Source organism: Pantoea sp. B623 (genome assembly GCF_024814475.1).
GTDB classification, from domain to species: Bacteria; Pseudomonadota; Gammaproteobacteria; order Enterobacterales; family Enterobacteriaceae; genus Pantoea; species Pantoea ananatis.
In genome coordinates this window covers 1,106,813-1,132,542 of record NZ_JANUXM010000004.1, presented here as the reverse complement: position 1 = coordinate 1,132,542, position 25,730 = coordinate 1,106,813, and the positions used below count along the sequence as shown (strand labels likewise).

Below are 25,730 nucleotides of genomic sequence, written 5' to 3'. Positions count from 1 at the left end.
GTACTATGACCACGCATTTAGTCTGGCTGCGAAACGACCTGCGTATTAACGATAATCTGGCGCTGCACGCGGCCTGCACCCAACCCGATGCCAGGGTGATTGCGCTGTTTATCGCAACGCCCGGGCAGTGGCAGCAACATGAGATGGCGGCCCGCCAGGTCGCATTTATTCATCAGAGTCTGGATATGCTGCAGTCCTCCCTCGCGGAGCGGGGCATTCCGCTTCACTTTCATCAGTGTGATGATTTCGCGGCCAGCATCGATTTTCTGGTCGGCTTCTGCCAAAAGCAGCAGGTCGATAAGCTTTTCTACAATTACCAGTACGAAGTCAATGAGCGTGAACGGGATGCCAGCGCAGAAAAACGCCTGCATGAGGCGAACGTAGTCTGCCAGGGCTTTGATGACAGCCTGCTGCTGCCACCGGGCAGTATTCAAACCGGCGATGGCGAGATGTATAAAGTGTTTACGCCGTTCAGCAAGGCCTTCTTACGGCGGCTACAACAGGGTTTACCCGAGTGTGTGCCGGCTCCCAAAGCCCGTGAAGGTGCGCCGCTTAAAGAGCCAAAAAGCCTTCCGCCTTTTGATTATCCAAAAGCGGATATCGACACGTCGCTGTTTCCGCCCGGTGAACAGGCGGCCGTTAAGCGGTTACGTGAGTTTGCCAAACAGGCGGTGCTCGATTACGCAAAGCAGCGCGATTTGCCCGCGCTGGACAGCACCAGTCGTTTATCGGTCTATCTCTCTACCGGCGTGCTCTCACCGCGGCAATGCCTGCATCGAATCCTGCATGAACAACCCAAAGCGCTGGATAGCGGTCCGGCTGCCGTATGGATCAACGAACTGATATGGCGTGAATTTTACCGTCACCTCATCGTGGCGCATCCGCGCCTGTGCAAACATCAGCCTTTTGTTCACTGGACACGCAACGTGGCGTGGCAACGTAACAGCGCGCACTTCGACGCCTGGAAGGCGGGGAAAACCGGTTATCCCATTGTGGATGCCGCTATGCGTCAGATGCAGACCATCGGCTGGATGCACAACCGACTTCGCATGATTACCGCCAGCTTTCTGGTGAAAGACCTGCTTATCGACTGGCGAGAAGGCGAGCGGTACTTCATGCAGCAGTTGATCGATGGCGACCTGGCTGCCAACAATGGCGGCTGGCAATGGGCGGCGTCAACCGGCACCGATGCCGCACCTTATTTCCGCATCTTCAACCCGACCACGCAGGGCGAGCGCTTCGATAAAGAGGGGGAGTTTATTCGCCGCTATCTGCCAGAGTTGAAAGAGGTGCCTGACAGCGATATCCATCAGCCTCACCAATGGGCGCAGAAAAATAACAAGAAACTCGATTATCCGGCACCAATCGTGGAACATAAGGACGCACGTAAAAAGACACTCGACGCCTTTGAGCGCGCGAAGAACGCGGCCTGAGGCGGCAAGGAGCAGAAATGAATCACTACGAGTTAGAAAAAATCGTCAACCAGCAGCTCAATACCGCTGCCTTCAGCGACTATGCGCCAAACGGCCTTCAGGTTGAAGGCCGCGCCAGGGTAAAAACGGTGATTACGGGCGTGACCGCCTGCCAGGCATTACTGGATGAAGCGGTGGCCCGCCAGGCCGATGCCGTGCTGGTCCATCACGGTTATTTCTGGAAAAGCGAGCCTGCGGTCATTAAAGGGATGAAGCGCAAGCGGCTGCGCACCCTGTTGGCTAACGATATTAACCTCTATGGCTGGCACCTGCCGCTCGATGCGCACCCGCAGTTAGGGAATAATGCGCAACTGGCCAGGCTGTTGGGGATCGATGTGGTAGGCGAGATCATGCCGCTGGTGCCGTGGGGCGAGTTCGCTCAGCCCATTACCGGTGAGCAGCTGGCACAGCGTATTACCGAGGTATTAGGGCGTCAACCGCTGCACTGCGGTGATAATGCACCTGCTGCAATTCGTCGTGTAGCCTGGTGCAGCGGCGGTGGACAAGGATTTATCGACGCTGCGGCTGGCTTTGGGGTAGACGCATTTATTACTGGCGAAGTGTCAGAGCAGACGATTCACAGCGCACGTGAGCAGGGTCTGCACTTTTTTGCCGCGGGTCATCATGCCACCGAACGCTGCGGCATTCAGGCGCTGGGCGAGTGGCTGGCAGCAGAGCATGGCCTTGATGTGACCTTTATTGATATCCCCAATCCTGCCTGATCCTCTGGGTTCTGTATCACGCGGCAGAACCCAAATCTATTGACACTTCTCTGTCACTTTCGCATAACTACCTTCCTAAGGCCGCAACATCAGTGCCTGCTTTTGGACGCCAGCATACTGCCTGAGCGCAACCGCCAGCATACTGCCTGAGCGCAACCATTTTTTTAACCGGGAGGTGCGCGTTGCAAGAAACACGATGTTACATGCTGGGCGAACGCGCGGTGGTGCTGGAGCTGGCTCCGCCGGTTTCCCTCACCAGTCAGCAGCGAATATGGCAGTTGAGCGAGCGCTTACAGTCACATGGCGCGATACGGGACGTGATTCCCGGCATGAACAACCTCACGTTGTTGCTGGAGGAGGCGCCCTCCGACGCGCAGCAGGCCACAGCGCAGCTTCAGCAGTGGTGGCTGGAAAGCGAAGCGCAGGCCACCGGATCTCGTCTGGTAAAAGTGCCGGTTATCTACGGCGGTGAAGCAGGCCCCGATCTGCTTCAGGTGGCCGATCATGCTGGACTGTCAGCAAAGCAGGTGGTCGAGTTACACAGCAGTAGCGAGTACGACGTCTTTTTTATTGGTTTTCAGCCGGGATTCCCCTATCTGGCCGGGCTTGATCCCCGCCTGCACATGCCGCGCCGCGCGGAACCGCGCGTAGCCGTACCGGCAGGTTCGGTGGGGATAGGCGGGAGCCAGACGGGCGTGTATCCGCTGGCTTCTCCGGGCGGCTGGCAGTTGATTGGTCAAACCCCGGTGGCGCTTTTCACTCCGCAACAGCAGCCACCGACGTTGCTGCAACCCGGCGACAAAGTCCGGTTTGTGCCGCAAAAGGAAGGTATATGTTAACAATTCTTCGGGCGGGGCTGGCCACCAGCATTCAGGATCTGGGCCGCAACCGCTGGCGTCAGTACGGTATCGGCATCAGTGGCGTTCTGGATCAGCCTGCCATGATCACGGCAAATTTACTGGTCGGTAATCCGCCGGGCAGCGCCGTTCTGGAAATTGTCCTGGGCCAGTTTAAAGCCGAGTTCAGACGCGATGGCTGGTTCGCCCTGACGGGCGCCGGCTGTCAGGCCGAACTGGATGGGAAACCCGTCTGGACCGGCTGGCGGTTGCCGGTTAAAAAAGGCCAGGTGCTGGTGTTAAAGAAACCGGTTCACGGTATGCGCAGTTATCTGGCGATACAGGGAGGATTCGATGTCCCAGAGGTACTGGGCTCATGCAGCACAGATATCAAAGCCGGGTTTGGCGGCTTCCAGGGGCGCACGTTGCAGGATGGCGATCGTATTCCTCTGGGCAAACCGGGGCAGCCCTTTACGCATAAGAAAGGGGTAAAGCAGTTGCTGTGGGGCAATCGCATTCGGGCGCTGCCGGGGCCGGAATATCATGAGTTTAGTGAAGAGGCACAGCAAAAGCTGTGGCGAGCGGCATGGACACTCAATCCGCAAAGCAACCGCATGGGCTACCGTTTGCAGGGGCCAACCTTGCAGCGTGAGGCCTCACGCGAGCTGTTATCTCACGGACTGGTACCCGGCGTTATTCAGGTGCCGGGAAACGGACAACCCATTGTATTGCTGGCGGATGCACAAACCACCGGGGGCTATCCGCGCATCGCCTGTGTGATAGAGAGCGATCTCTACCATCTGGCGCAGATCCGTCTGGGGGAACCGATCCATTTTATTCTCTGCACGACTCAGGAAGCGCAGGCGGCAAAGCGGCAGCAACAGCTCGCCCTGGATCAAATGGCATGGGGACTGGCTAATGAAAATTGATTTAAACGCCGATTTGGGCGAGGGCGGCAGTAGCGATCGTGCGCTATTGCAACTGGTAAGCTCCGCCAATATCGCCTGCGGGTTTCACGCGGGCGATGCAGAAATGATGCTGCAGTCCGTTCGCTGGGCCAAAGCGTTTGGTGTGGCGATTGGTGCGCATCCCAGCTTCCCTGACCGTGAAAACTTTGGCCGCAGCGCCATGCAACTGCCGCCAGAAACCCTTTACGCACAAATCATCTATCAGGTCGGCGCATTGAAAAGCCTGGCGGAGAGCGAAGGGCAATCGTTGGTCCATGTAAAGCCGCATGGGATGTTGTATAACCAGGCTGCCGCCGACGCGGGCCTGGCGGACACCATTGCGCGTGCCGTTAAGGCCGTCGATGCCGGACTGATCGTCGTGGGGCTGGCGAACAGCGAATCGATTCGTGCGGCGGCGCACCATGGCCTGAAAACCCGCGAGGAAGTTTTTGCCGATCGCGGTTATCTCAGCAGCGGTGCTCTGGTGCCCCGCGGTCAACCCGGCGCATTAATTGAAGAGGAAGCTCAGGCAATCGATCAGACGTTGATGATGGTGCAGCAGGGGCGGGTAAAAAGCGTAAGTGGTGAGTGGGTAGCGGTTAAGGCGCAGACCGTCTGCGTGCATGGTGACGGGGCACACGCGCTGCAGTTCGCTCAACGATTACGGGCCAGCTTCGCAAATAACAATATTGCTGTAACCAGTCAATAAAACAGCACCGCCGGGCTGATAAGCTCAGGCTTTTTTTGGTCTATCACAAGGGGAAAATATGGACAGCGTAGTGAATCTCTGGCCACTACTGGGCATTGCTGCCATCGTCGCAGGCTTCGTTTTACGCTTTAATCCGGTACTGGTGGTGATCGTTGCGGGCTTCGTCACCGGGATTGCCGCCATGATGCCGCTGGGCGATATTCTGCAAAAACTGGGCGAGGGCTTCCTGAATACCCGCAATCTGCCGCTTATTTTGCTGTTGCCGCTGGCGGTCATTGGCCTGCTGGAGCGCCATGGTCTGAAACAGCGTGCCCAGACGTGGATCGCACAGATTAAAACGGCGACGGCAGGGCGACTGCTCATCATCTACCTGTTTGTACGCGAGATCACTGCGGCGCTGGGGCTGACCAGCCTGGGTGGTCACCCGCAAATGGTGCGACCGCTGCTGGCACCGATGGCCGAAGGGGCCAGCGAAAGCCGTTACGGTGAACTGTCGCCTGAGATTCGCCATCGCCTGCGAGCCATGTCCGCTGCGACGGATAACGTCGGCCTGTTCTTTGGCGAAGATATCTTTGTCGCCTTTGGCGCCATCATCTTTATGCACAACTTTATGCAGGAGTCCGCCGGTATTCAGACCGAGCCGCTGCATATCGCGCTGTGGGGCATTCCAACGGCCGTTGCGGCTTTTCTGATTCACTCCGCGCGCCTGATAAGGCTGGACCGTCAGCTTGCGCGTGAACTGAGTGCCATCAACAGCCAGGCCATCAACGCCAGAGGAGATCGCTAATGTTCCAGCAACAATATTTGATGTGGCTGGCTGGCGTGATTCTGCTGGTCGTGGCTTTTTTATCCTGGCGTGACAGCGGGAACCCACGTCGCTTTACCACCGGCCTGTTTTGGGGCTTATACGGTCTGATTTTTTTGGTGGGGGACTGGACAACGCAGCTGATGTCACAGCTGATGGGATCTACACAGAGCGGCACGCGCACCCTGCATATTACCGTGGGCGTGGCAGTTGTGCTGATGGGCTTAATTGCCGGCTGTGGTGGCGTAAAGCTTGGTCGCTACCATCAACGTAGCGAAGAGGAAAAAGAGGCCAGCGCACAACGCCTTAAAAATAAACTCTTTCTGCCTGCGTTAGCGATTCCTGTCGTAACGGTGATTGGCGTTCTGGCCTTTAATAATATTCCCGGTTTGCAGAGCGGGGTATTTGGACCCGGCAATCATTCCACCCTGGTCACGCTGTTTTCCATGACGGTGGGCTGCCTGCTGGGCTGGCTAATCGCCATGAAACTGACGCATGAGAAGCCGGTTCAGTCGATGCAGGAAACCCGGCGTCTGCTGGATTGTGTGGGCTGGGCTTTCCTGCTACCGCAAATTCTGGCCACGCTGGGGCTGTTGTTCACCGCTGCGGGCGTGGGCGGCGCCATCTCGCATCTGACCGAACATTATCTGGCGGTCGATAACCGCTTTATTGCCGTGACCGTTTACGCTGTTGGCATGGCGTTGTTGACTATGGTTATGGGCAACGCCTTTGCCGCTTTCCCGATTATTACCGCCGGTGTGGGCATTCCCATTCTGGTGCTACAACATGGTGGTAATCCGGCTGTCATGGCGGCAATCGGCATGTTTTCCGGCTACTGCGGAACCTTAATGACACCAATGGCCGCGAACTTTAATATCGTGCCCGCCGCGCTGCTGGAGTTGCCGGATCGTAACGCGGTCATCAAAGCTCAGGTCCCAACCGGTGTGCTACTGTTAATTGTTAACGTGTTTTTACTCTATTTCCTGATGTTTCTGTGAGGCAGCATGAAAACGGTATTGATGACGGCGTTTGAGCCCTTTGGTGGCGAATCCATTAATCCCTCGTGGCAGGCGGTCAGCGCGCTTGAAGGCCAGCAGATTGGCGGGGCACGTATCGTGACGCGCCAACTGCCGGTGGTCTTTAGCGAGGTGCTGGACGTGTTGTATCAGGCGCTGGAAGAGATTAAGCCGGATGCCATTATTGCTGTGGGGCAGGCGGGCGGGCGCAGCGATATCACCGTCGAGCGCATCGGCATTAACGTCGATGACGCCCGCATTCCCGATAACGCGGGCCATCAACCCGTGGATGAGCCGATTGCGCAGGATGGCCCGGCCGCTTACTTTTCACGCCTGCCGATCAAAGCCATTGTGGCCGCCGTGCGCAAAGCCGGTATTCCGGCTTCGGTGTCGCAAACCGCCGGCACCTTTACCTGTAACCGGGTGATGTATGGTCTGCTGCACTGGCTGCATCAACATGACAGCGCGGCGCGTGGCGGATTTATTCATATCCCTTACCTGCCAGAGCAGGCGGTCCACCATCCTGGCGCACCCAGCATGCCCGCCGCAACCGTGATCGAGGCGCTGAAAATTGCGGTGCAGACCACGCTGGAAACCGCCAACGATCTCAAGGAAGCGGGTGGCGCAACCCATTAAGAGGACGAGAGATGCCAGAAGGACCGGAGATTCGCCGTGTGGCGGATCAGCTTGAAATGGCCATTGTCGGGCAGCCTTTGGCCGACGTCTGGTTTGCTTTCCCTTCATTAAAAACTTACGAGCCCACATTAGTGGGGGAAAAGGTAGAGTCGATTGAAACGCGCGGCAAAGCGTTGCTGACACATTTCAGCAATGGTCTGACGCTCTATTCGCATAATCAACTTTACGGCGTCTGGCGCATCGTGTCGCCAGACGTGCAGCCCGAGACTAAACGGCAGCTACGTGTGCGCCTGGCAACGGCAGACCAGGCCATCCTGCTTTACAGCGCTTCGGATATTGAATTGCTGAATGCGGAAACCCTGGCCAGTCATCCGTTCCTGAATCGCATTGGGCCTGATGTGTTAAGCCACGCGCTGACGCCGGAGGAGGTAAAGCAGCGCCTGCTCTCAGCGCGCTTCCGCCGTCGCCAGTTCAGCGGTTTATTACTGGACCAGGCGTTTCTGGCCGGATTAGGCAACTATCTGCGCGTGGAGATCCTCTGGCTGGCACAGCTGCTTCCACACCATAACGCGCAGTCACTGAGCGAGTCACAGCTTGACGCCTTCAGCGACGCGCTGCTGTCCGTACCGCGTCATGCCTACCGCATGCGTGGCACGATGAAAAAGTATCACAGCGAAGCTGCCTTTCGTTTTGAAGTCTTTCATCGTCAGGGCAAGACGTGTCGGCGCTGCGGCACGGTGATTGAGAAGGGCGTTTTATCCTCACGGCCATTTTACTGGTGTCCGGGCTGTCAGGTATAAAAAGACAGGCGGGCCTGACGGGAAGGCTCCGTTAATCATTCCGTTTTCTGCTGCAGGGAGATCATCATGACGCCTGAAATCCTGACCGAACGGCTGGTTTTAAAACCGCTCACCCTGCAGGACGCGGATGCGATTCAGGTGGCGTTTCCCCAATGGGAAATTGTCCGTTACCTGATCGATTCGGTGCCCTGGCCCTATCCGGACGGCGCCGCCAGAGACTTTGTTGCGAACGTGGCATTACCCGCTGTTGAGGCGGGAAAAGGCTGGTACTGGACGATACGGCGCAGGGAAGCGGAGACGATGCTGATCGGGGTCATCAGCCTGATGGACACGCCGGACAACCATCGCGGCTTCTGGTTAGTACCCCACTGGCAGGGGCAGGGTTACATGTCGGAGGCCAGCAATGCCGTTACCGATTACTGGTTCAATGTGCTGAATAAACCGGTATTAAGAACGCCCAAAGCCGCAGCAAACGTGCGGTCGGTCGCTATCTCGGTTAAAAGCGGTATGCGTTGTATCAGAACGGGAAAGCAACGCTATGTTTCAGGCGAACATGACTCTGAACTCTGGGAGGTGACGCGGGATGAGTGGCGCAAATTCAGAGCGGCTCAGGCTGGCGAAACAGCCGCGAAAAAGTAACATTTTGCCGTGATCCGACAGCATCTTTAGCGATAAGGTTAAACCTGTCCGGCCTCAACGGAACCTGCATCCTTCGGGCAAAAAAACGGCTATGCCTTGTCAGCATAGCCGTTTTGTCGTCGATGGCCCGGTGCGATATTCGCCCAGGCGACAGGCTTATTTATCCAGCTGTGACGTAAAGTCGCGCTCGGTATAACCGGTATACAGCTGACGCGGACGGGCAATTTTCATGCCTTCGTCGTGCATCTCTTTCCAGTGGGCGATCCAGCCAACGGTACGTGCCATGGCAAAAATCACGGTAAACATGGAAGACGGAATGCCCATGGCTTTCAGGATAATACCGGAGTAGAAGTCCACGTTTGGATAGAGTTTACGCTCGATGAAGTACGGGTCGTTCAGCGCAATGTGTTCCAGCTCCAGCGCCACTTCCAGCAGGTCATCTTTCATGCCCAGCTCGTTCAGCACTTCATGACAGGTTTCACGCATGACGGTCGCGCGTGGGTCATAGTTTTTGTAAACGCGATGACCAAAGCCCATCAGGCGGAAGGAGTCGTTTTTGTCTTTAGCACGGCGCACGAACTCAGGAATGTGTTCAACGGTGCTGATCTCTTCCAGCATGCGCAGACAGGCTTCGTTTGCGCCACCGTGCGCCGGTCCCCACAGGGAGGCGATACCGGCCGCGATACAGGCAAACGGGTTAGCGCCTGATGAACCTGCCGTACGGACGGTTGAGGTTGAGGCGTTCTGCTCGTGATCGGCATGCAGAATCAGAATGCGATCCATGGCGCGTTCAAGCACAGGGTTGACCTTGTATTCTTCACAAGGCGTTGCAAACATCATGTGCAGGAAGTTACCGGCGTAGGAAAGGTCGTTACGTGGATAAACGAACGGCTGGCCGATTGAATACTTGTAACACATCGCTGCCATGGTAGGCATTTTAGACAGCAGGCGGAAAGCGGCGATTTCACGATGGCGCTCAATGTTCACATCCAGCGAGTCGTGATAAAACGCGGCCAGGGCGCCAGTCACGCCGCACATCACAGCCATTGGATGTGAGTCGCGACGGAAGCCGTGGAACAGACGCGTGATCTGCTCATGAATCATGGTGTGGCGGGTAACGGTGACTTTGAACTCTTCAAACTGTTTCTGCGTCGGGGCTTCACCATTCAGCAGGATATAGCACACTTCCAGGTAGTTAGAGTGGGTGGCCAACTGATCGATGGGAAAACCACGGTGAAGCAGGATACCTTCATCGCCATCGATAAAGGTGATTTTTGACTCGCAGGACGCGGTAGACGTGAAACCAGGATCGAAGGTAAACAGGCCGTTAGAACCCAGTTCGCGGACATCGACGACATCCTGGCCCAGCGTGCCTTGCAGCACTTTCAGTTCAATAGGCTTTTCGTCGGGTAGGGTTAGCGTCACTTTTTTATCTGTCATTTTCGTCTCCATAGCGCCTTGGGCAGGTAAGGATCTTTCGACACCTGAAACGCGCGCATGTTGCATTTAGGCAGTACTTCACGATGTCACTCTGCATTATAAGCAGTGAAGGGTACAGAGTGAGAGGCGCGTTCCACAGGAAATGTAAAGCCGTGACATGTGCATATCGCGGTTGTTAAAGATCCGGTCAGGACATAACTTCTTTGTAACCAATAACCTGATGGTTTTAAAAGCTGTTAGTGGCAATGTTACATAACTTGAGCTTAGGAGAAAGTGTATCCCCATAACTTTTGTGCATCATAGGATTTTATCGGGATAGTTTGTAACTGAATTGTTGAACTATTGTCAAATCAGATAATTAAATTTGTATGAATTGTGAAAAACGTGAGAATGATCACTGTTCCACCCAAAATTCTCCAAAGAGTTTGTAGGGGAATTGTAATCAGAATGTGATCGTCCTATACTTCCGGCCAGGTCTCCGGAATACCCTGACACCAGGAGCCACCCAGCGTTTGTAACACGTCATTTAACACTGGATGTTGCTATTTTGGTGACGGATAAAGTCTGAACACGTTTAGGGTTCAGGTCTTATGTCCGGAGGAAGCAAAATAAAAAAGAGCTGTGTGGGCAAAACCGTGAAAAAACAAAGACCTGTCAACTTGGATCTCTCGACGATCCGGTTTCCCGTTACTGCAATATCGTCCATTCTTCACCGCGTCTCCGGCGTCATCACCCTGGTTGCTCTCGGCATCCTGTTATGGCTTCTCGGTCTTTCCCTCTCTTCTCCTGAAGGTTTCCAGCACGCTGCATCTGTCATGAATGGTTTCTTTGCGAAGTTCATCATGTGGGGCATTTTGACTGCGCTGGCCTATCATGCAGTGGGCGGGATACGTCATATGTTAATGGATTTTGGTTATCTGGCCGAAACGCTCGAAGCAGGTAAGCGTTCTGCGCAGGTGACGTTTGGTATTACTGTCGTGCTTTCAATTTTAGCAGGAGTCCTCGTATGGTAAGCAATGCATCCGCGTTGGGTCGCAATGGCATTCAGGACTGGCTGCTGCTGCGCGCGACGGCAATCCTCATCACGCTTTACATCATCTATCTCCTCGGTTTCGTGGTGATGACAGACACGCTGACGTATGACATCTGGCGTGGCTTCTTCGCTTCTGCATTTACAAAAGTGTTCACGCTCCTGACGCTGTTTTCCATTCTGATCCACGGCTGGATCGGTATGTGGCAGGTCTTAACGGACTACGTTAAACCGCTGGCAACGCGTCTGCTGTTGCAGTTGGTCATCGTAGTGGCGCTGTTGTCATATGCAATTTATGGATTTGTTGTGGTGTGGGGTGTGTAAATGAGTTTACCAGTAAGAGAATTTGATGCCGTGGTGATCGGCGCAGGCGGCGCGGGTATGCGCGCGGCGTTGCAAATCTCCCAGTCGGGCCAGACCTGTGCCCTGTTGTCCAAAGTCTTCCCGACCCGTTCCCATACGGTCTCCGCGCAGGGCGGAATTACCGTTGCGCTGGGTAACACCCATGACGATAACTGGGAATGGCATATGTATGACACCGTCAAAGGTTCCGACTACATCGGTGACCAGGACGCGATTGAATACATGTGTCACGTCGGTCCGGAAGCGATTCTGGAACTGGAGCACATGGGCTTGCCCTTCTCCCGTCTTGATGACGGCCGCGTTTATCAGCGTCCGTTTGGTGGTCAGTCGAAAAACTTCGGCGGTGAGCAGGCGGCGCGTACTGCCGCAGCGGCCGACCGTACCGGCCACGCACTGCTGCATACGCTGTATCAGCAGAACCTGAAAAATAAAACCACTATCTTCTCGGAATGGTATGCACTGGATCTGGTCAAAAATGACGACGGTGCCATCGTAGGCTGTACGGCAATCTGCATGGAAACCGGCGAAACGGTTTACTTCAAAGCCAAGGCCACCATTCTGGCGACGGGCGGTGCAGGACGTATTTATCAGTCCACGACGAACGCCCACATCAATACCGGCGACGGTGTTGGCATGGCGCTGCGCGCGGGCGTGCCCGTGCAGGATATGGAAATGTGGCAGTTCCACCCAACCGGTATCGCCGGTGCTGGCGTACTGGTCACCGAAGGCTGTCGTGGTGAAGGCGGTTATCTGCTAAACAAACACGGTGAGCGTTTCATGGAGCGCTATGCGCCTAACGCCAAAGACCTTGCCGGTCGTGACGTTGTGGCCCGTTCGATGATGGTGGAGATCCGTGAAGGGCGTGGTTGCGACGGTCCATGGGGCCCGCACATCAAGCTGAAACTCGATCACCTGGGTGCGGAAGTGCTGGAATCGCGCCTGCCGGGCATCCTTGAGCTGTCCCGTACCTTTGCTCACGTTGACCCGATTAAAGAGCCGATTCCGGTTATCCCAACCTGTCACTACATGATGGGCGGCGTGCCAACCAAAGTCACCGGTCAGGCGCTGCGTGTGAATGAGCAGGGCGAAGACGAAGTGATTCCTGGCCTGTTCGCGGTGGGTGAAATCGCCTGCGTATCGGTACACGGGGCGAACCGTCTGGGTGGCAACTCGCTGCTGGACCTGGTGGTCTTCGGTCGTGCGGCTGGCGTGCATCTGCTTGAATGTCTGGAAGAGCAGGGTGAACTGCGAGAAGCCAGCCAGGAAAACATTGATGCCGCGATGGCGCGTTTCAACCGCTGGGAAAATAACACCACGGGTGAAGATCCGGTTGAAATCCGCAAGGCGTTGCAACGCTGCATGCAGAACAACTTCTCGGTATTCCGTGAAGGCGATGCGATGCGTGAAGGGCTTGCTGAACTGAAAGAGATCCGTGAGCGTCTGAAGTCCGCGCGCCTGGATGACCGCTCACCTGACTTCAATACACAGCGTATTGAGTGCCTTGAGCTGGATAACCTGATGGAAACCGCTTATGCCACCGCAGTGGCGGCCAACTACCGCACTGAGAGCCGTGGCGCACACAGCCGCTTCGACTATCCGGAACGTGATGATGCCAACTGGCTGTGCCATAGCCTCTATGTTCCGCAAACGGAAAGCATGACGCGCCGTGAGGTGAACATGCAACCGAAACTGCGTGCGGCCTTCCCGCCGAAAGCGCGTACCTACTAATTGCGGAGATCATCATGAGACTTGAATTTTCGATCTATCGTTACAACCCGGACGTCGATGACAAACCGCGCATGCAGGACTATACCCTGGAAGCGGAAGACGGCCGTGACATGATGCTGCTGGATGCGCTGATCCGTCTGAAAGAGAAGGATCCTACCCTGGCGTTTCGTCGCTCATGCCGTGAAGGCGTGTGCGGTTCAGACGGCCTGAACATGAACGGGAAAAACGGCCTGGCCTGTATCACGCCGGTCTCGGCGTTAGGCAACGGCAAGCAGAAAATCGTTATCCGTCCTCTACCGGGCCTGCCGGTCGTGCGCGACCTGGTGGTGGACATGGGCCAGTTTTATGCCCAGTATGAGAAAATTAAGCCTTTCTTATTGAATAACGGTGAAAACCCGCCAGCGCGTGAGCATCTGCAGTCGCCGGGCGAGCGTGAGCATCTGGACGGATTGTATGAGTGTATTCTCTGCGCCTGTTGCTCAACCTCTTGCCCGTCGTTCTGGTGGAACCCGGACAAGTTTATTGGTCCTGCAGGCCTGCTGGCCGCTTACCGCTTCCTGATTGACAGCCGTGATACGGAAACGGATGCGCGTCTGGATAATCTGAGCGATGCATTCAGCGTTTTCCGCTGTCACAGCATCATGAACTGTGTAAGTGTTTGTCCTAAAGGGCTAAACCCGACGCGTGCTATCGGCCACATTAAGTCGATGCTGCTGCAACGCAGCGCGTAGTTGTACCACCGGGAACCTCAGGTTCCCGGTATTTTACGGAAGCCTCTGTAAACGCGGTCCCGACCACGTTTACAAAGGTTCCCTTACGGGCCGGGCGCGCGCTGCGCACAGTGCTCGTATCGCTGAACTCACTACGGCAAACCGCGAAAGCGGCAACAAATGAAACCTCAAAAAAGCATAACATTGCTTAAGGGATCACAATGCAGAACAGCGCGATGAAGCCCTGGCTGGACTCCTCCTGGCTGGCCGGCGCGAATCAGTCTTACATAGAGCAACTCTATGAGGATTTCCTGACCGATCCTGACTCTGTGGATGCAGTGTGGCGCTCGATGTTCCAACAGTTACCAGGCACGGGAGTGAAACCTGAGCAGTTCCACTCCGCAACTCGCGAATATTTCCGTCGCCTGGCGAAAGACGCATCTCGTTACACCTCCTCAGTTACCGATCCGGCAACCAACTCCAAACAAGTGAAAGTGCTGCAGCTGATCAACGCGTTTCGTTTCCGCGGACATCAGGAAGCAAATCTCGATCCGCTTGGCCTGTGGAAACAGGACCGCGTTGCCGATCTCGATCCTGCCTTTCACGATCTGACCGACGCCGATTTTCAGGAAAGCTTTAACGTAGGTTCTTTTGCCATTGGCAAAGAAACCATGAAGCTGGCCGATCTGTTCGACGCGCTGAAGCAGACCTACTGTGGCTCGATTGGTGCAGAGTATATGCACATCAATAACACTGAAGAGAAACGCTGGATCCAGCAGCGTATCGAATCCGGTGCGAGCCAGACGTCATTCAGTGGCGAAGAGAAAAAAGGTTTCCTGAAAGAGCTGACCGCGGCAGAAGGGCTGGAAAAATATCTGGGCGCGAAATTCCCGGGTGCAAAACGCTTCTCGCTGGAAGGCGGTGATGCGCTGGTGCCGATGCTGCGCGAGATGATTCGTCATGCGGGCAAAAGCGGCACACGTGAAGTGGTACTGGGGATGGCGCACCGTGGTCGTCTTAACGTACTGATTAACGTACTGGGTAAAAAGCCACAGGATCTGTTCGACGAATTCTCCGGTAAACACAAAGAGCATCTGGGCACCGGTGATGTGAAGTATCACATGGGCTTCTCTTCGGATATCGAAACCGAAGGTGGTCTGGTGCATCTGGCGCTGGCGTTTAACCCGTCTCACCTGGAAATTGTCAGCCCGGTGGTCATGGGATCGGTACGTGCACGTCTCGATCGTCTGGCCGAACCGGTCAGCAATAAAGTGTTGCCTATCACCATTCACGGTGATGCGGCGGTGATTGGTCAGGGCGTGGTTCAGGAAACCCTGAACATGTCTCAGGCGCGCGGCTACGAAGTGGGCGGCACGGTACGTATCGTCATTAACAACCAGGTTGGTTTTACCACCTCCAACCCGAAAGATGCGCGTTCAACCCCGTACTGTACTGACATCGGCAAGATGGTGCTGGCACCGATTTTCCACGTCAATGCTGACGATCCGGAAGCGGTGGCCTTTGTTACCCGCCTGGCGCTGGACTATCGCAACACCTTCAAACGCGATGTGTTTATCGATCTGGTGTGCTATCGCCGTCATGGTCACAACGAGGCGGATGAGCCAAGTGCTACCCAGCCGTTGATGTACCAGAAAATCAAAAAGCATCCGACGCCGCGTAAAATTTACGCCGATCGTCTGGAAGGCGAAGGTGTCGCGTCGCAGGAAGATGCCACCGAGATGGTGAACCTGTACCGCGATGCGCTCGATGCGGGCGAATGCGTGGTGCCGGAATGGCGTCCGATGAGCCTGCACTCCTTCACGTGGTCGCCTTATCTGAACCACGAATGGGATGAGCCTTATCCGGCACAGGTTGACATGAAACGCCTGAAGGAACTGGCATTGCGTATCAGCCAGGTCCCTGAGCAGATTGAAGTGCAGTCGCGCGTGGCTAAGATCTATAACGATCGCAAGCTGATGGCCGAAGGCGAGAAAGCGTTCGACTGGGGCGGTGCCGAGAATCTGGCGTACGCCACGCTGGTGGATGAAGGTATTCCGGTTCGCCTCTCGGGTGAAGACTCCGGTCGTGGAACCTTCTTCCATCGCCACGCGGTCGTGCACAACCAGGCTAACGGTTCAACCTATACGCCGCTGCACCATATTCATAACAGCCAGGGCGAGTTCAAAGTCTGGGATTCGGTGCTGTCTGAAGAAGCGGTGCTGGCGTTTGAATACGGTTACGCCACGGCTGAGCCGCGCGTGCTGACCATCTGGGAAGCGCAGTTTGGTGACTTTGCCAACGGTGCTCAGGTGGTGATTGACCAGTTCATCAGCTCTGGCGAACAGAAGTGGGGCCGTATGTGTGGCCTGGTGATGTTGCTTCCGCATGGCTACGAAGGTCAGGGCCCGGAACACTCCTCTGCCCGTCTGGAACGCTATCTGCAACTTTGCGCCGAGCAGAACATGCAGGTTTGCGTCCCGTCGACGCCGGCTCAGGTGTATCACATGCTGCGCCGTCAGGCGCTGCGCGGGATGCGCCGTCCGCTGGTGGTGATGTCGCCGAAGTCGCTGTTGCGCCATCCGCTGGCGATCTCGTCGCTGGATGAACTGGCAAACGGCAGTTTCCAGCCGGCCATTGGTGAGATCGACGATCTGGATCCGCAGGGCGTGAAACGCGTCGTGCTGTGCTCCGGTAAGGTTTACTACGATCTGCTGGAACAGCGTCGTAAAGACGAGAAAACCGATGTTGCCATCGTGCGCATCGAACAGCTTTACCCGTTCCCGCATCAGGCGGTACAGGAAGCATTGAAAGCCTATTCTCACGTACAGGACTTTGTCTGGTGCCAGGAAGAGCCACTGAACCAGGGCGCCTGGTACTGTAGCCAGCATCATTTCCGTGATGTCGTGCCGTTTGGCGCCACCCTGCGTTATGCAGGTCGCCCGGCATCGGCTTCTCCGGCCGTGGGTTATATGTCCGTACACCAACAACAGCAGCAAGACCTGGTTAATGACGCACTGAACGTCAATTAATTAAAAGGAAAGATAATGAGTAGCGTAGATATTCTCGTTCCCGACCTGCCTGAATCGGTTGCAGATGCCACAGTAGCAACCTGGCACAAGAAACCAGGCGATGCAGTCAGCCGCGATGAAGTCATCGTCGAAATTGAAACTGACAAAGTCGTGCTGGAAGTGCCGGCATCTGCCGATGGCGTGCTGGAAGCCGTGCTGGAAGACGAAGGGGCAACCGTTACGTCCCGCCAGATCCTGGGTCGCCTGAAAGAAGGCAACAGTGCGGGTAAAGAAAGCAGTGCCAAAGCGGAAAGCAATGACACCACGCCAGCCCAGCGTCAGACAGCGTCGCTTGAAGAAGAGAGCAGCGATGCGCTCAGCCCGGCGATCCGTCGCCTGATTGCGGAGCATAATCTTGACGCTGCGCAGATCAAAGGCACCGGCGTGGGCGGACGTTTAACGCGTGAAGACGTTGAAAAACATCTGGCGAACAAACCGCAGGCTGAGAAAGCCGCCGCGCCAGCGGCGGGTGCAGCAACGGCTCAGCAGCCTGTTGCCAACCGCAGCGAAAAACGTGTTCCGATGACGCGTTTACGTAAGCGCGTCGCGGAGCGTCTGCTGGAAGCCAAGAACAGCACCGCCATGTTGACGACCTTCAACGAAATCAACATGAAGCCGATTATGGACCTGCGTAAGCAGTACGGTGATGCGTTCGAGAAACGTCACGGTGTGCGTCTGGGCTTTATGTCTTTCTACATCAAGGCCGTGGTCGAAGCGCTGAAGCGTTATCCAGAAGTCAACGCCTCTATCGATGGCGAAGACGTGGTGTACCACAACTATTTCGATGTGAGTATTGCCGTCTCTACGCCACGCGGACTGGTGACGCCTGTCCTGCGTGACGTTGATGCGCTGAGCATGGCTGACATCGAGAAGAAAATTAAAGAACTGGCAGTGAAAGGCCGTGACGGCAAGCTGACGGTTGACGATCTGACGGGCGGTAACTTTACCATCACCAACGGTGGTGTGTTCGGTTCGCTGATGTCTACGCCAATCATCAACCCGCCACAGAGCGCGATTCTGGGCATGCACGCCATTAAAGATCGTCCTATGGCGGTCAATGGTCAGGTTGTGATCCTGCCAATGATGTACCTGGCTCTCTCCTACGATCACCGTTTAATCGATGGTCGTGAATCTGTCGGCTATCTGGTCGCGGTGAAAGAGATGCTGGAAGATCCGGCGCGTCTGTTGCTGGATGTCTGATTCATCACTGGGCACGCGTTGCGTGCCCAATCTCAATACTCTTTTCAGATCTGAATGGATAGAACATCATGAACTTACACGAATACCAGGCTAAACAGCTGTTTGCACGGTATGGCATGCCAGCACCGACCGGCTACGCCTGTACTACACCACGTGAAGCAGAAGAAGCGGCATCGAAAATCGGTGCAGGCCCGTGGGTAGTTAAATGTCAGGTTCATGCCGGTGGCCGCGGTAAAGCGGGCGGTGTGAAAGTGGTTAACAGCAAAGAAGACATCCGTGCTTTCGCTGAAAACTGGCTGGGCAAACGTCTGGTTACCTACCAAACTGACGCCAATGGTCAGCCGGTAAACCAGATTCTGGTTGAAGCGGCAACCGATATCGATCAGGAGCTGTACCTGGGTGCCGTGGTTGACCGTGCAACCCGTCGCGTCATCTTTATGGCATCGACCGAAGGCGGCGTGGAAATCGAGAAAGTGGCAGAAGAAACGCCACACCTGATCCACAAAATGGCGCTTGATCCACTGGCCGGTCCACAGCCTTATCAGGGCCGTGAGTTAGCCTTTAAACTGGGCCTGACCGGTAAGCAAGTCAGCCAGTTCACCAAAATTTTCATGGGTCTGGCCACCATGTTCCTGGAGCGCGATCTGGCGATGGTTGAGATCAACCCGCTGGTGATCACCAAGCAGGGCGACCTGATCTGTCTGGATGGCAAACTGGGTGCCGATGGCAATGCCCTGTTCCGTCAGCCAGAGCTGCGTGAAATGCGCGATCCAAGCCAGGAAGATCCTCGTGAAGCGCACGCGACACAGTGGGAACTGAACTATGTTGCGCTGGAAGGCAACATCGGTTGTATGGTTAACGGCGCAGGCCTCGCGATGGGTACGATGGACATCGTTAAGCACCACGGTGGCCAGCCAGCGAACTTCCTGGATGTCGGCGGCGGCGCGACCAAAGAGCGCGTAACCGAAGCCTTTAAAATCATCCTGTCTGACGACGCGGTGAAAGCGGTATTCGTTAACATCTTCGGCGGCATCGTGCGTTGCGACCTGATCGCAGACGGCATCATCGGTGCAGTAGCAGAAGTCGGTGTTAACGTACCGGTCGTGGTACGTCTGGAAGGTAACAACGCTGAACTGGGCGCTAAGAAACTGGCGGACAGTGGTCTGAACATCATTGCAGCAACCAGTCTGACAGACGCGGCACAGCGTGTTGTTGCTGCTGCGGAGGGTAAATAATGTCCATTTTGATCGACAAAAACACCAAAGTCATTTGCCAGGGATTCACCGGCGGACAGGGAACTTTCCACTCTGAGCAGGCGCTGGCATACGGCACGCAGCTGGTTGGCGGCGTAACACCGGGCAAAGGCGGCACGACCCATCTGGGCCTGCCGGTGTTCAACACCGTGCGTGAAGCCGTTGAAGCCACAGGCGCGACCGCAACCGTCATCTATGTGCCAGCTCCGTTCTGCAAAGACGGTATCCTGGAAGCTATCGATGCCGGTATCAAGCTGATCATCACCATCACCGAAGGCATTCCAACGCTGGATATGCTGACCGTGAAGATGAAGCTGGATGAAGCAGGCGTGCGCATGATCGGGCCAAACTGCCCGGGTGTGATCACTCCTGGCGAATGTAAGATCGGCATCATGCCGGGCCACATTCACCAGCCTGGCCGTGTCGGTATCGTTTCGCGTTCCGGTACCCTGACCTATGAAGCCGTTAAGCAAACCACCGATATCGGTTACGGTCAGTCTACCTGTGTCGGCATCGGCGGCGACCCGATCCCGGGCTCTAACTTCATCGACATCCTGAAAATGTTCCAGGACGATCCACAGACTGAAGCGATCGTCATGATCGGTGAAATCGGTGGTAGTGCGGAAGAAGAAGCTGCTGCGTTCATCAAAGAGCACGTGACCAAGCCGGTTGTCGGCTACATTGCGGGCGTAACGGCACCGAAGGGCAAACGTATGGGCCACGCTGGCGCCATCATTGCCGGTGGTAAAGGAACGGCAGACGAGAAGTTTGCTGCGCTGGAAGCCGCAGGTGTGAAAACCGTACGCAGCCTGGCTGACATCGGCGATGCCGTGAAAGCGGTTCTGCCAGCCAAATAAGCGGTCTGAGCGGAATGCATTAAGCCACCTTCGGGTGGCTTTTTTTATCGCTTAAACCTGAGCACGCCTTTTTGCCGCATAACTGATTGGCGTCGTGCTTTAAATAACATAAAATAATCTTAAGTATTTCCGTGGTGTTTGCTATGCTTTATCTGACCTGGCTTTTGGGGCGCAAAAAGAATGGGCGTTATTAAACACGCTATAAAGTTAAATATTTATATAAAATTAAATTGCCCGGTGACACATTTTTAACAAAGCTTCCGTTTAAACATATTTCCCACATTATTTCCTTATTCCAAATCAATTTCCCGCCATATATAACAAACTTTACTGCTAGCAAAGGGCGCGGTTAAGCGCTTAAATTGCGCTGCATCAATCCAGCCTTTTAAAAAAATAATCAAACGTTTGTTCAAATACGGGAAAGCATCAATTTTTAAATTATGCCCCGTTAAACGTCTGAACCACGCGGCTGCATTGGTGTTTCACAGGTTACCGTTAACGGTTACGCCCTCATCCCAGGCCGCACACAGTACTGTCCTGTCGATGACAAAACTGGAATCAATAATCAGTCGTTCCTGACTCTTATTCAGTCTGTACGGATACAGAGTTAAGGTGAGGAGCAAGGAGTCATTATGCTAGATATTGTCGAGCTGTCGCGTTTACAGTTTGCCTTAACAGCCATGTACCATTTCCTTTTCGTACCTTTAACGCTCGGTATGGCGTTTTTGCTGGCGATAATGGAAACGGTCTATGTGCTGAGTGGCAAACAAGTTTATAAGGATATGACAAAATTCTGGGGCAAGTTATTTGGTATTAACTTTGCGCTGGGCGTGGCGACCGGACTGACCATGGAGTTTCAGTTCGGCACCAACTGGTCTTACTATTCTCATTATGTCGGCGATATTTTTGGCGCGCCGTTAGCTATTGAAGGATTAATGGCTTTCTTTCTTGAGTCCACCTTTGTTGGCCTGTTCTTTTTCGGCTGGGATCGGCTGGGCAAAGTTCAGCACCTGGCCGTGACCTGGCTGGTGGCGCTGGGATCCAATATGTCGGCGCTGTGGATTCTGGTGGCAAACGGCTGGATGCAAAACCCAATTGCCTCTGAGTTTAACTTTGAAACCATGCGCATGGAGATGCTGAGCTTCTCTGAGCTGGTCTTAAATCCAGTCGCCCAGGTGAAATTTGTTCACACCGTCGCGGCAGGGTATACCACCGGTGCAATGTTTATTTTGGGTATCAGCGCCTGGTATTTACTGAAAGGCCGCGACACGGCGTTTGCCAAACGCTCTTTTGCTATCGCGGCAAGTTTCGGTATGGCAGCCGTATTGTCAGTCATCGTGTTGGGCGACGAGTCCGGTTACGAAATGGGCGATGTGCAGAAAACCAAGCTGGCGGCCATTGAAGCCGAATGGGAAACCCAGCCCGCACCGGCTGCGTTTACGCTGTTCGGTTTGCCCGATCAGGCATCACAAGAGAACCACTACGCCATTCAAATTCCTTATCTGCTGGGACTCATCGCCACCCGTTCTACGGATACGCCTGTAACGGGCCTGAAAGAGCTTATGACCCAACATGAAGTTCGCATTCGTAACGGGATGAAAGCCTATGCACTGTTAAATGAACTGCGCAGCGGGAATACCGATCCGGCCGTGCGTGATGCCTTTAATCACAGCAAAAAAGATCTGGGTTATGGTCTGTTGTTGAAGCGCTATACGCCAAACGTCTCAGATGCCAGCGAGGCGCAAATCAAGCAGGCAACACAGGATTCCATACCACGCGTGGCGCCGCTGTATTTTGCCTTCCGCATCATGGTGCTCTGCGGCGTGCTGTTACTCGGCGTTATCACGCTGTCGTTCTGGAGCGTCATTCGTAATCGTATCGGCAAACATCGCTGGTTACTCAAGGCCGCGCTGTATGGCATTCCGCTGCCGTGGATTGCGGTTGAAGCAGGCTGGTTTGTGGCGGAGTACGGCCGTCAACCCTGGGCGATAGGCGAAGTGCTGCCTACGGCCGTGGCGAACTCGTCGCTCACCGTCGGGGATATCCTGTTCTCCATGGGGCTGATCTGCGGTCTGTATACCCTGTTCCTGGTCGCCGAGATGTACCTGATGTTTAAATTTGCCCGGTTGGGTCCAAGTAGCCTGAAAACGGGTCGTTATCACCATGAGCAGATGGCGAAAACCGTTCAGCCGGCACGTGGATAAGGAGAACCGCCATGTTTGATTACGAAGTTCTGCGCTTTGTCTGGTGGCTGCTGATCGGCATTTTGCTGGTGGGCTTTGCCGTCACTGATGGCTTTGATATGGGCGTGGGCATGCTGACGCGCCTGCTGGGACGCACCGATACCGAGCGTCGGGTAATGATTAACACCATTGCGCCGCACTGGGACGGTAACCAGGTCTGGTTAATTACTGCGGGTGGTGCGCTGTTTGCCGCCTGGCCGATGGTTTATGCGGCGGCGTTTTCAGGATTTTATGTGGCAATGATTCTGGTGCTGGCGTCGCTGTTCTTTCGTCCGGTGGGCTTTGATTACCGCTCTAAGATTGAAGACAAGCGCTGGCGCGGTGCCTGGGACTGGGGCATTTTCATCGGCAGCTTCGTCCCTCCTTTGGTGATTGGCGTGGCCTTTGGCAACCTGCTCCAGGGCGTTCCGTTTCATGCTGATGAGTATATGCGCCTGTATTACACCGGTAACTTCTTCCAGTTACTTAATCCCTTCGGCCTGCTGGCAGGGGTGGTGAGCGTCGCCATGATACTGGCGCAGGGCGCAACCTACCTGCAGATGCGTACGAACGGCGAACTGTACCTGCGCGCGCGCGCCACGACCCAGATTTCCACGCTGGTGATGATGGTGTGCTTCGCACTGGCGGGCGTGTGGGTGAAGTACGGCATTGACGGTTATGTGGTGACCAGTACGCTTGATCACTATGCGGCCTCGAATCCGCTGGGTAAAACCGTGGTGCGCGAAGCCGGTGCCTGGATGGTGAATTTCCAGCAGCATCCCGTGCTGTGGTTATTCCCACTGCTGGGCGTTGTGCTGCCTCTGCTGACGGTGCTGTGCTCACGTATGCACAAAAGCGCATGGGCGTTTGTGTTCTCTTCACTGACGCTTGCCTGCGTCATTATGACGGCCGGTATTGCCATGTTTCCGTTTATTATGCCTTCCAGCACGGTACCGGGCACCAGTCTGACCATGTGGGATGCAACCTCCAGTCTGCTGACGCTGAAAACCATGACCTTTGCCGCGATTATTTTTGTGCCCATCATCCTGCTTTACACCAGCTGGTGTTACTGGAAGATGTTTGGCCGTATCACCAAAGAGCATGTTGAGAGCAACAGCAACTCACTGTACTGATAAGGAGTCAACACATGTGGTATTTTGCCTGGATTCTTGGCACCTTGCTGGCCTGCGCCTTTGGTATCATCACGGCGCTGGCCATAGAGCATATCGAAGACAGCGCCGCATCGGATCGACAATCCTGATGAGCGGATGGCTACAGACGACCTGTCGTCTGATGGATAAGGGCCCGTTCCGGGCCCTTTCACTGGTGCTGGCACTCTGGCTGGCGGGATGTCTGCTGTGGAATCCCGCACGTTATGCCAGCGGTGCTGGCGGCATTCTGCTGTGGCAGGGCGTGTTGCTCATCTGGGCGGTATGCACCGGCGTGATTTACGGTGTTGGGTTTCGTCCGCGACGATTACGCTGGCGTGCTCTGTTTACCCCTTTACCCGCATTAGTGATACTCTTGTGGGGCGTAAGCCGGTTTTATCTCTGACAGCCCGTCAGCATTTTACGCTGAAGCGTGAGTTTACTTCAGCGTCTGGTCAAGAAACCTCCACTAAAGCCTTCCGGTTGTAACCAACTGATAATTATTTTCTCCTGGCCCTGGCAGCCCATTCCCAACCCCAATTGTCTTGCGTATAGTAGCAACGTTTAAAACGAGGCCGGGATGTAGAGTGAGTACAACGCTGTTTCGCTGGCCGGTTCGGGTCTACTATGAAGATACCGATGCCGGTGGTGTGGTTTATCACGCCAGCTATATCGCTTTTTATGAACGAGCACGTACCGAAATGTTGCGTCAGCATCATTTCAATCAGCAGACGCTGTTAGAACAGCAGATTGCTTTTGTGGTGCGGCGCATGACGGTGGACTATCTTTCGGCGGCGCGTCTTGACGATCTTCTGGAAATTCAGAGTGAAGTGACATCAATGACCCGGGCGACGATGACATTTACCCAGCGTATCGTGAATGCAGAAGGCAAAGTGCTCAATGAGGCAGAAGTCCTGATTGCCTGCATCAACCCACACCTAATGAAGCCGATTGCGCTTCCCAAGTCTATTGTCGCGGAGTTCAAGCAGTGACTGACATGAACGTTCTTGATTTGTTCCTGAAGGCGAGCCTTCTGGTCAAACTTATCATGTTGATTTTGATCGGCTTTTCGATTGCTTCATGGGCAATCATTATCCAGCGCACGCGTATTCTGAATGCGGCGGGAAGGGAAGCTGATGCCTTTGAAGACAAATTCTGGTCCGGCGTTGAGCTTTCTCGCCTGTATCAGGAAAGTCAGGCGCGTCGCGAAGAGCTGGCAGGCTCGGAGCAAATCTTTTACGCCGGCTTCAAAGAGTTCGCACGTCTGCATCGGGTCAACAACCATGCGCCTGAGGCGGCAGTGGAAGGGGCGAGCAGGGCGATGCGGATTTCCATGAATCGTGAGCTGGAAGCGTTGGAAAATCACATTCCCTTCCTTGGCACCGTGGGGTCCATCAGCCCGTATATTGGTCTGTTTGGTACGGTGTGGGGGATTATGCATGCCTTTATTGCCCTGGGCGCCGTAAAGCAGGCCACGCTACAGATGGTTGCGCCGGGTATCGCAGAAGCGTTGATCGCGACCGCTATTGGTTTATTCGCGGCAATTCCTGCGGTAATGGCTTATAACCGACTGAACCAGCGCGTCAATAAACTGGAACAGGGCTATGACAACTTCATGGAAGAGTTCACGGCTATCCTGCATCGTCAGGCTTTTTCCAGCGACAGCGCTAAGTAAACAGAGGTAAATGATGGCCCGAGTGCGTGGTCGCGGTCGCCGCGAGCTAAAGTCGGAAATCAACATTGTTCCACTGCTGGACGTCTTGCTGGTGCTGTTGCTGATTTTTATGGCGACGGCCCCGATCATTACCCAAAGCGTGGAAGTGGATTTGCCGGATGCGACGGATTCGAAGACGGTTTCCAGTGATGATAATCCGCCTGTAATTGTAGAAGTGTCCGGTGTGGGCCAATACAGCATGGTGGTGGATCACGATCGTTTATCGCAGCTACCCCCTGAACAGGTGATTAGCGAAGCGCAACGTCGTCTGGAAGCCAATCCGAAAACTGTCTTTCTGATCGGCGGTGCCAAAGAGGTCCCTTATGATGAAATCATTAAGGCGCTGAACCTGCTGCATCAGGCTGGAGTTAAATCTGTCGGTTTGATGACGCAGCCGATTTAAAGTCGAACCGTT

26 protein-coding genes are annotated in these 25,730 nt (G+C 54.9%); 25 read left to right on the top strand and 1 reads right to left on the bottom strand.

Annotation, left to right across the window (positions count from 1 at the left end):
* The first annotated feature begins 5 nt into the window (after positions 1-5).
* The 10 genes from phrB (at position 6) to NXS97_RS07150 (ending at position 8,582) form a co-directional block, all read left to right on the top strand.
* Positions 6-1,433: a deoxyribodipyrimidine photo-lyase gene (phrB, locus tag NXS97_RS07195; RefSeq protein WP_028714942.1), complete on the top strand. Its 1,428-nt coding sequence runs from the start codon at positions 6-8 to the stop codon at positions 1,431-1,433.
* 17 nt (positions 1,434-1,450) lie between these two features.
* Positions 1,451-2,194 carry a type 2 GTP cyclohydrolase I gene (locus NXS97_RS07190; RefSeq protein ID WP_116219548.1) on the top strand — a complete coding sequence of 248 codons (744 nt, stop codon included), beginning with the start codon at positions 1,451-1,453 and terminating at the stop codon, positions 2,192-2,194.
* Positions 2,195-2,376: 182 nt separating this feature from the next.
* Positions 2,377-3,033 carry a 5-oxoprolinase subunit PxpB gene (gene pxpB / locus NXS97_RS07185; RefSeq protein WP_013025050.1) on the top strand — a complete coding sequence of 219 codons (657 nt, stop codon included), beginning with the start codon at positions 2,377-2,379 and terminating at the stop codon, positions 3,031-3,033.
* Positions 3,027-3,959, top strand: coding sequence for a 5-oxoprolinase subunit PxpC (gene pxpC / locus NXS97_RS07180; protein WP_064373409.1), 933 nt, complete (start codon positions 3,027-3,029; stop codon positions 3,957-3,959). The genes pxpB and pxpC overlap by 7 nt, the downstream gene beginning before the upstream one ends.
* The gene (gene pxpA, locus NXS97_RS07175; RefSeq protein WP_116219549.1) at positions 3,949-4,686 is read left to right on the top strand and encodes a 5-oxoprolinase subunit PxpA; all 738 of its coding nucleotides are present in this window, start codon (positions 3,949-3,951) and stop codon (positions 4,684-4,686) included. The genes pxpC and pxpA overlap by 11 nt, the downstream gene beginning before the upstream one ends.
* Positions 4,687-4,744: 58 nt before the next feature.
* Positions 4,745-5,473 (top strand): DUF969 domain-containing protein, encoded by a 729-nt coding sequence (locus tag NXS97_RS07170; RefSeq protein ID WP_089517491.1) that lies wholly within the window; start codon positions 4,745-4,747, stop codon positions 5,471-5,473.
* Positions 5,473-6,489 (top strand): DUF979 domain-containing protein, encoded by a 1,017-nt coding sequence (locus NXS97_RS07165; RefSeq protein WP_014606296.1) that lies wholly within the window; start codon positions 5,473-5,475, stop codon positions 6,487-6,489. Before NXS97_RS07170 ends, NXS97_RS07165 begins: the two co-directional genes overlap by 1 nt.
* Positions 6,490-6,495: 6 nt before the next feature.
* Positions 6,496-7,143, top strand: coding sequence for a pyroglutamyl-peptidase I (gene pcp, locus NXS97_RS07160; RefSeq protein WP_014593191.1), 648 nt, complete (start codon positions 6,496-6,498; stop codon positions 7,141-7,143).
* Between the two features lie 11 nt (positions 7,144-7,154).
* Positions 7,155-7,943: an endonuclease VIII gene (gene nei, locus NXS97_RS07155; RefSeq protein WP_089517490.1), complete on the top strand. Its 789-nt coding sequence runs from the start codon at positions 7,155-7,157 to the stop codon at positions 7,941-7,943.
* A 66-nt stretch (positions 7,944-8,009) separates the two neighbouring features.
* Positions 8,010-8,582, top strand: coding sequence for a GNAT family N-acetyltransferase (locus NXS97_RS07150; RefSeq protein WP_014593193.1), 573 nt, complete (start codon positions 8,010-8,012; stop codon positions 8,580-8,582).
* A 156-nt stretch (positions 8,583-8,738) separates the two neighbouring features.
* Here the strand turns inward: NXS97_RS07150 and NXS97_RS07145 are convergent, their stop codons facing one another.
* Positions 8,739-10,022, bottom strand: coding sequence for a citrate synthase (locus NXS97_RS07145; protein ID WP_014606294.1), 1,284 nt, complete (start codon positions 10,020-10,022; stop codon positions 8,739-8,741).
* Positions 10,023-10,612: 590 nt separating this feature from the next.
* Here NXS97_RS07145 and sdhC point away from each other — a divergent pair.
* The 15 genes from sdhC (at position 10,613) to tolR (ending at position 25,718) form a co-directional block, all read left to right on the top strand.
* Positions 10,613-11,035 (top strand): succinate dehydrogenase cytochrome b556 subunit, encoded by a 423-nt coding sequence (sdhC, locus tag NXS97_RS07140; protein WP_013025059.1) that lies wholly within the window; start codon positions 10,613-10,615, stop codon positions 11,033-11,035.
* Positions 11,029-11,376 carry a succinate dehydrogenase membrane anchor subunit gene (gene sdhD / locus NXS97_RS07135; protein WP_013025060.1) on the top strand — a complete coding sequence of 116 codons (348 nt, stop codon included), beginning with the start codon at positions 11,029-11,031 and terminating at the stop codon, positions 11,374-11,376. The genes sdhC and sdhD overlap by 7 nt, the downstream gene beginning before the upstream one ends.
* Positions 11,377-13,143, top strand: coding sequence for a succinate dehydrogenase flavoprotein subunit (gene sdhA, locus NXS97_RS07130; protein WP_013025061.1), 1,767 nt, complete (start codon positions 11,377-11,379; stop codon positions 13,141-13,143).
* A gap of 14 nt (positions 13,144-13,157) precedes the next feature.
* A complete protein-coding gene (locus NXS97_RS07125) occupies positions 13,158-13,874 on the top strand; it encodes a succinate dehydrogenase iron-sulfur subunit (protein ID WP_013025062.1) in 717 nt (238 codons plus the stop codon).
* A 200-nt stretch (positions 13,875-14,074) separates the two neighbouring features.
* Positions 14,075-16,882 (top strand): 2-oxoglutarate dehydrogenase E1 component, encoded by a 2,808-nt coding sequence (sucA, locus tag NXS97_RS07120; RefSeq protein WP_013025063.1) that lies wholly within the window; start codon positions 14,075-14,077, stop codon positions 16,880-16,882.
* Positions 16,883-16,897: 15 nt separating this feature from the next.
* Positions 16,898-18,121 carry a 2-oxoglutarate dehydrogenase complex dihydrolipoyllysine-residue succinyltransferase gene (gene odhB, locus NXS97_RS07115; protein ID WP_013025064.1) on the top strand — a complete coding sequence of 408 codons (1,224 nt, stop codon included), beginning with the start codon at positions 16,898-16,900 and terminating at the stop codon, positions 18,119-18,121.
* Between the two features lie 68 nt (positions 18,122-18,189).
* The gene (gene sucC / locus NXS97_RS07110) at positions 18,190-19,356 is read left to right on the top strand and encodes an ADP-forming succinate--CoA ligase subunit beta (protein WP_013025065.1); all 1,167 of its coding nucleotides are present in this window, start codon (positions 18,190-18,192) and stop codon (positions 19,354-19,356) included.
* A complete protein-coding gene (gene sucD / locus NXS97_RS07105; RefSeq protein ID WP_013025067.1) occupies positions 19,356-20,231 on the top strand; it encodes a succinate--CoA ligase subunit alpha in 876 nt (291 codons plus the stop codon). Before sucC ends, sucD begins: the two co-directional genes overlap by 1 nt.
* A 632-nt stretch (positions 20,232-20,863) precedes the next feature.
* Positions 20,864-22,435, top strand: a complete 1,572-nt coding sequence (gene cydA, locus NXS97_RS07100) for a cytochrome ubiquinol oxidase subunit I (protein WP_014593195.1) — start codon at positions 20,864-20,866, stop codon at positions 22,433-22,435.
* A gap of 11 nt (positions 22,436-22,446) precedes the next feature.
* On the top strand, positions 22,447-23,586 hold the full coding sequence (cydB, locus tag NXS97_RS07095) for a cytochrome d ubiquinol oxidase subunit II (RefSeq protein WP_013025069.1): 1,140 nt from the start codon (positions 22,447-22,449) through the stop codon (positions 23,584-23,586).
* A 14-nt stretch (positions 23,587-23,600) separates the two neighbouring features.
* Positions 23,601-23,714 carry a cytochrome bd-I oxidase subunit CydX gene (gene cydX, locus NXS97_RS07090; RefSeq protein ID WP_013025070.1) on the top strand — a complete coding sequence of 38 codons (114 nt, stop codon included), beginning with the start codon at positions 23,601-23,603 and terminating at the stop codon, positions 23,712-23,714.
* Entirely contained in the window at positions 23,714-24,007 is a 294-nt protein-coding gene (gene ybgE / locus NXS97_RS07085) for a cyd operon protein YbgE (protein WP_014606292.1), read from the top strand. The genes cydX and ybgE overlap by 1 nt, the downstream gene beginning before the upstream one ends.
* Before the next feature lie 181 nt (positions 24,008-24,188).
* The gene (ybgC, locus tag NXS97_RS07080; RefSeq protein ID WP_013025071.1) at positions 24,189-24,593 is read left to right on the top strand and encodes a tol-pal system-associated acyl-CoA thioesterase; all 405 of its coding nucleotides are present in this window, start codon (positions 24,189-24,191) and stop codon (positions 24,591-24,593) included.
* The gene (gene tolQ, locus NXS97_RS07075; protein ID WP_013025072.1) at positions 24,590-25,276 is read left to right on the top strand and encodes a Tol-Pal system protein TolQ; all 687 of its coding nucleotides are present in this window, start codon (positions 24,590-24,592) and stop codon (positions 25,274-25,276) included. The genes ybgC and tolQ overlap by 4 nt, the downstream gene beginning before the upstream one ends.
* A 13-nt stretch (positions 25,277-25,289) precedes the next feature.
* The gene (tolR, locus tag NXS97_RS07070) at positions 25,290-25,718 is read left to right on the top strand and encodes a colicin uptake protein TolR (protein ID WP_014606291.1); all 429 of its coding nucleotides are present in this window, start codon (positions 25,290-25,292) and stop codon (positions 25,716-25,718) included.
* Positions 25,719-25,730: the final 12 nt, after the last annotated feature.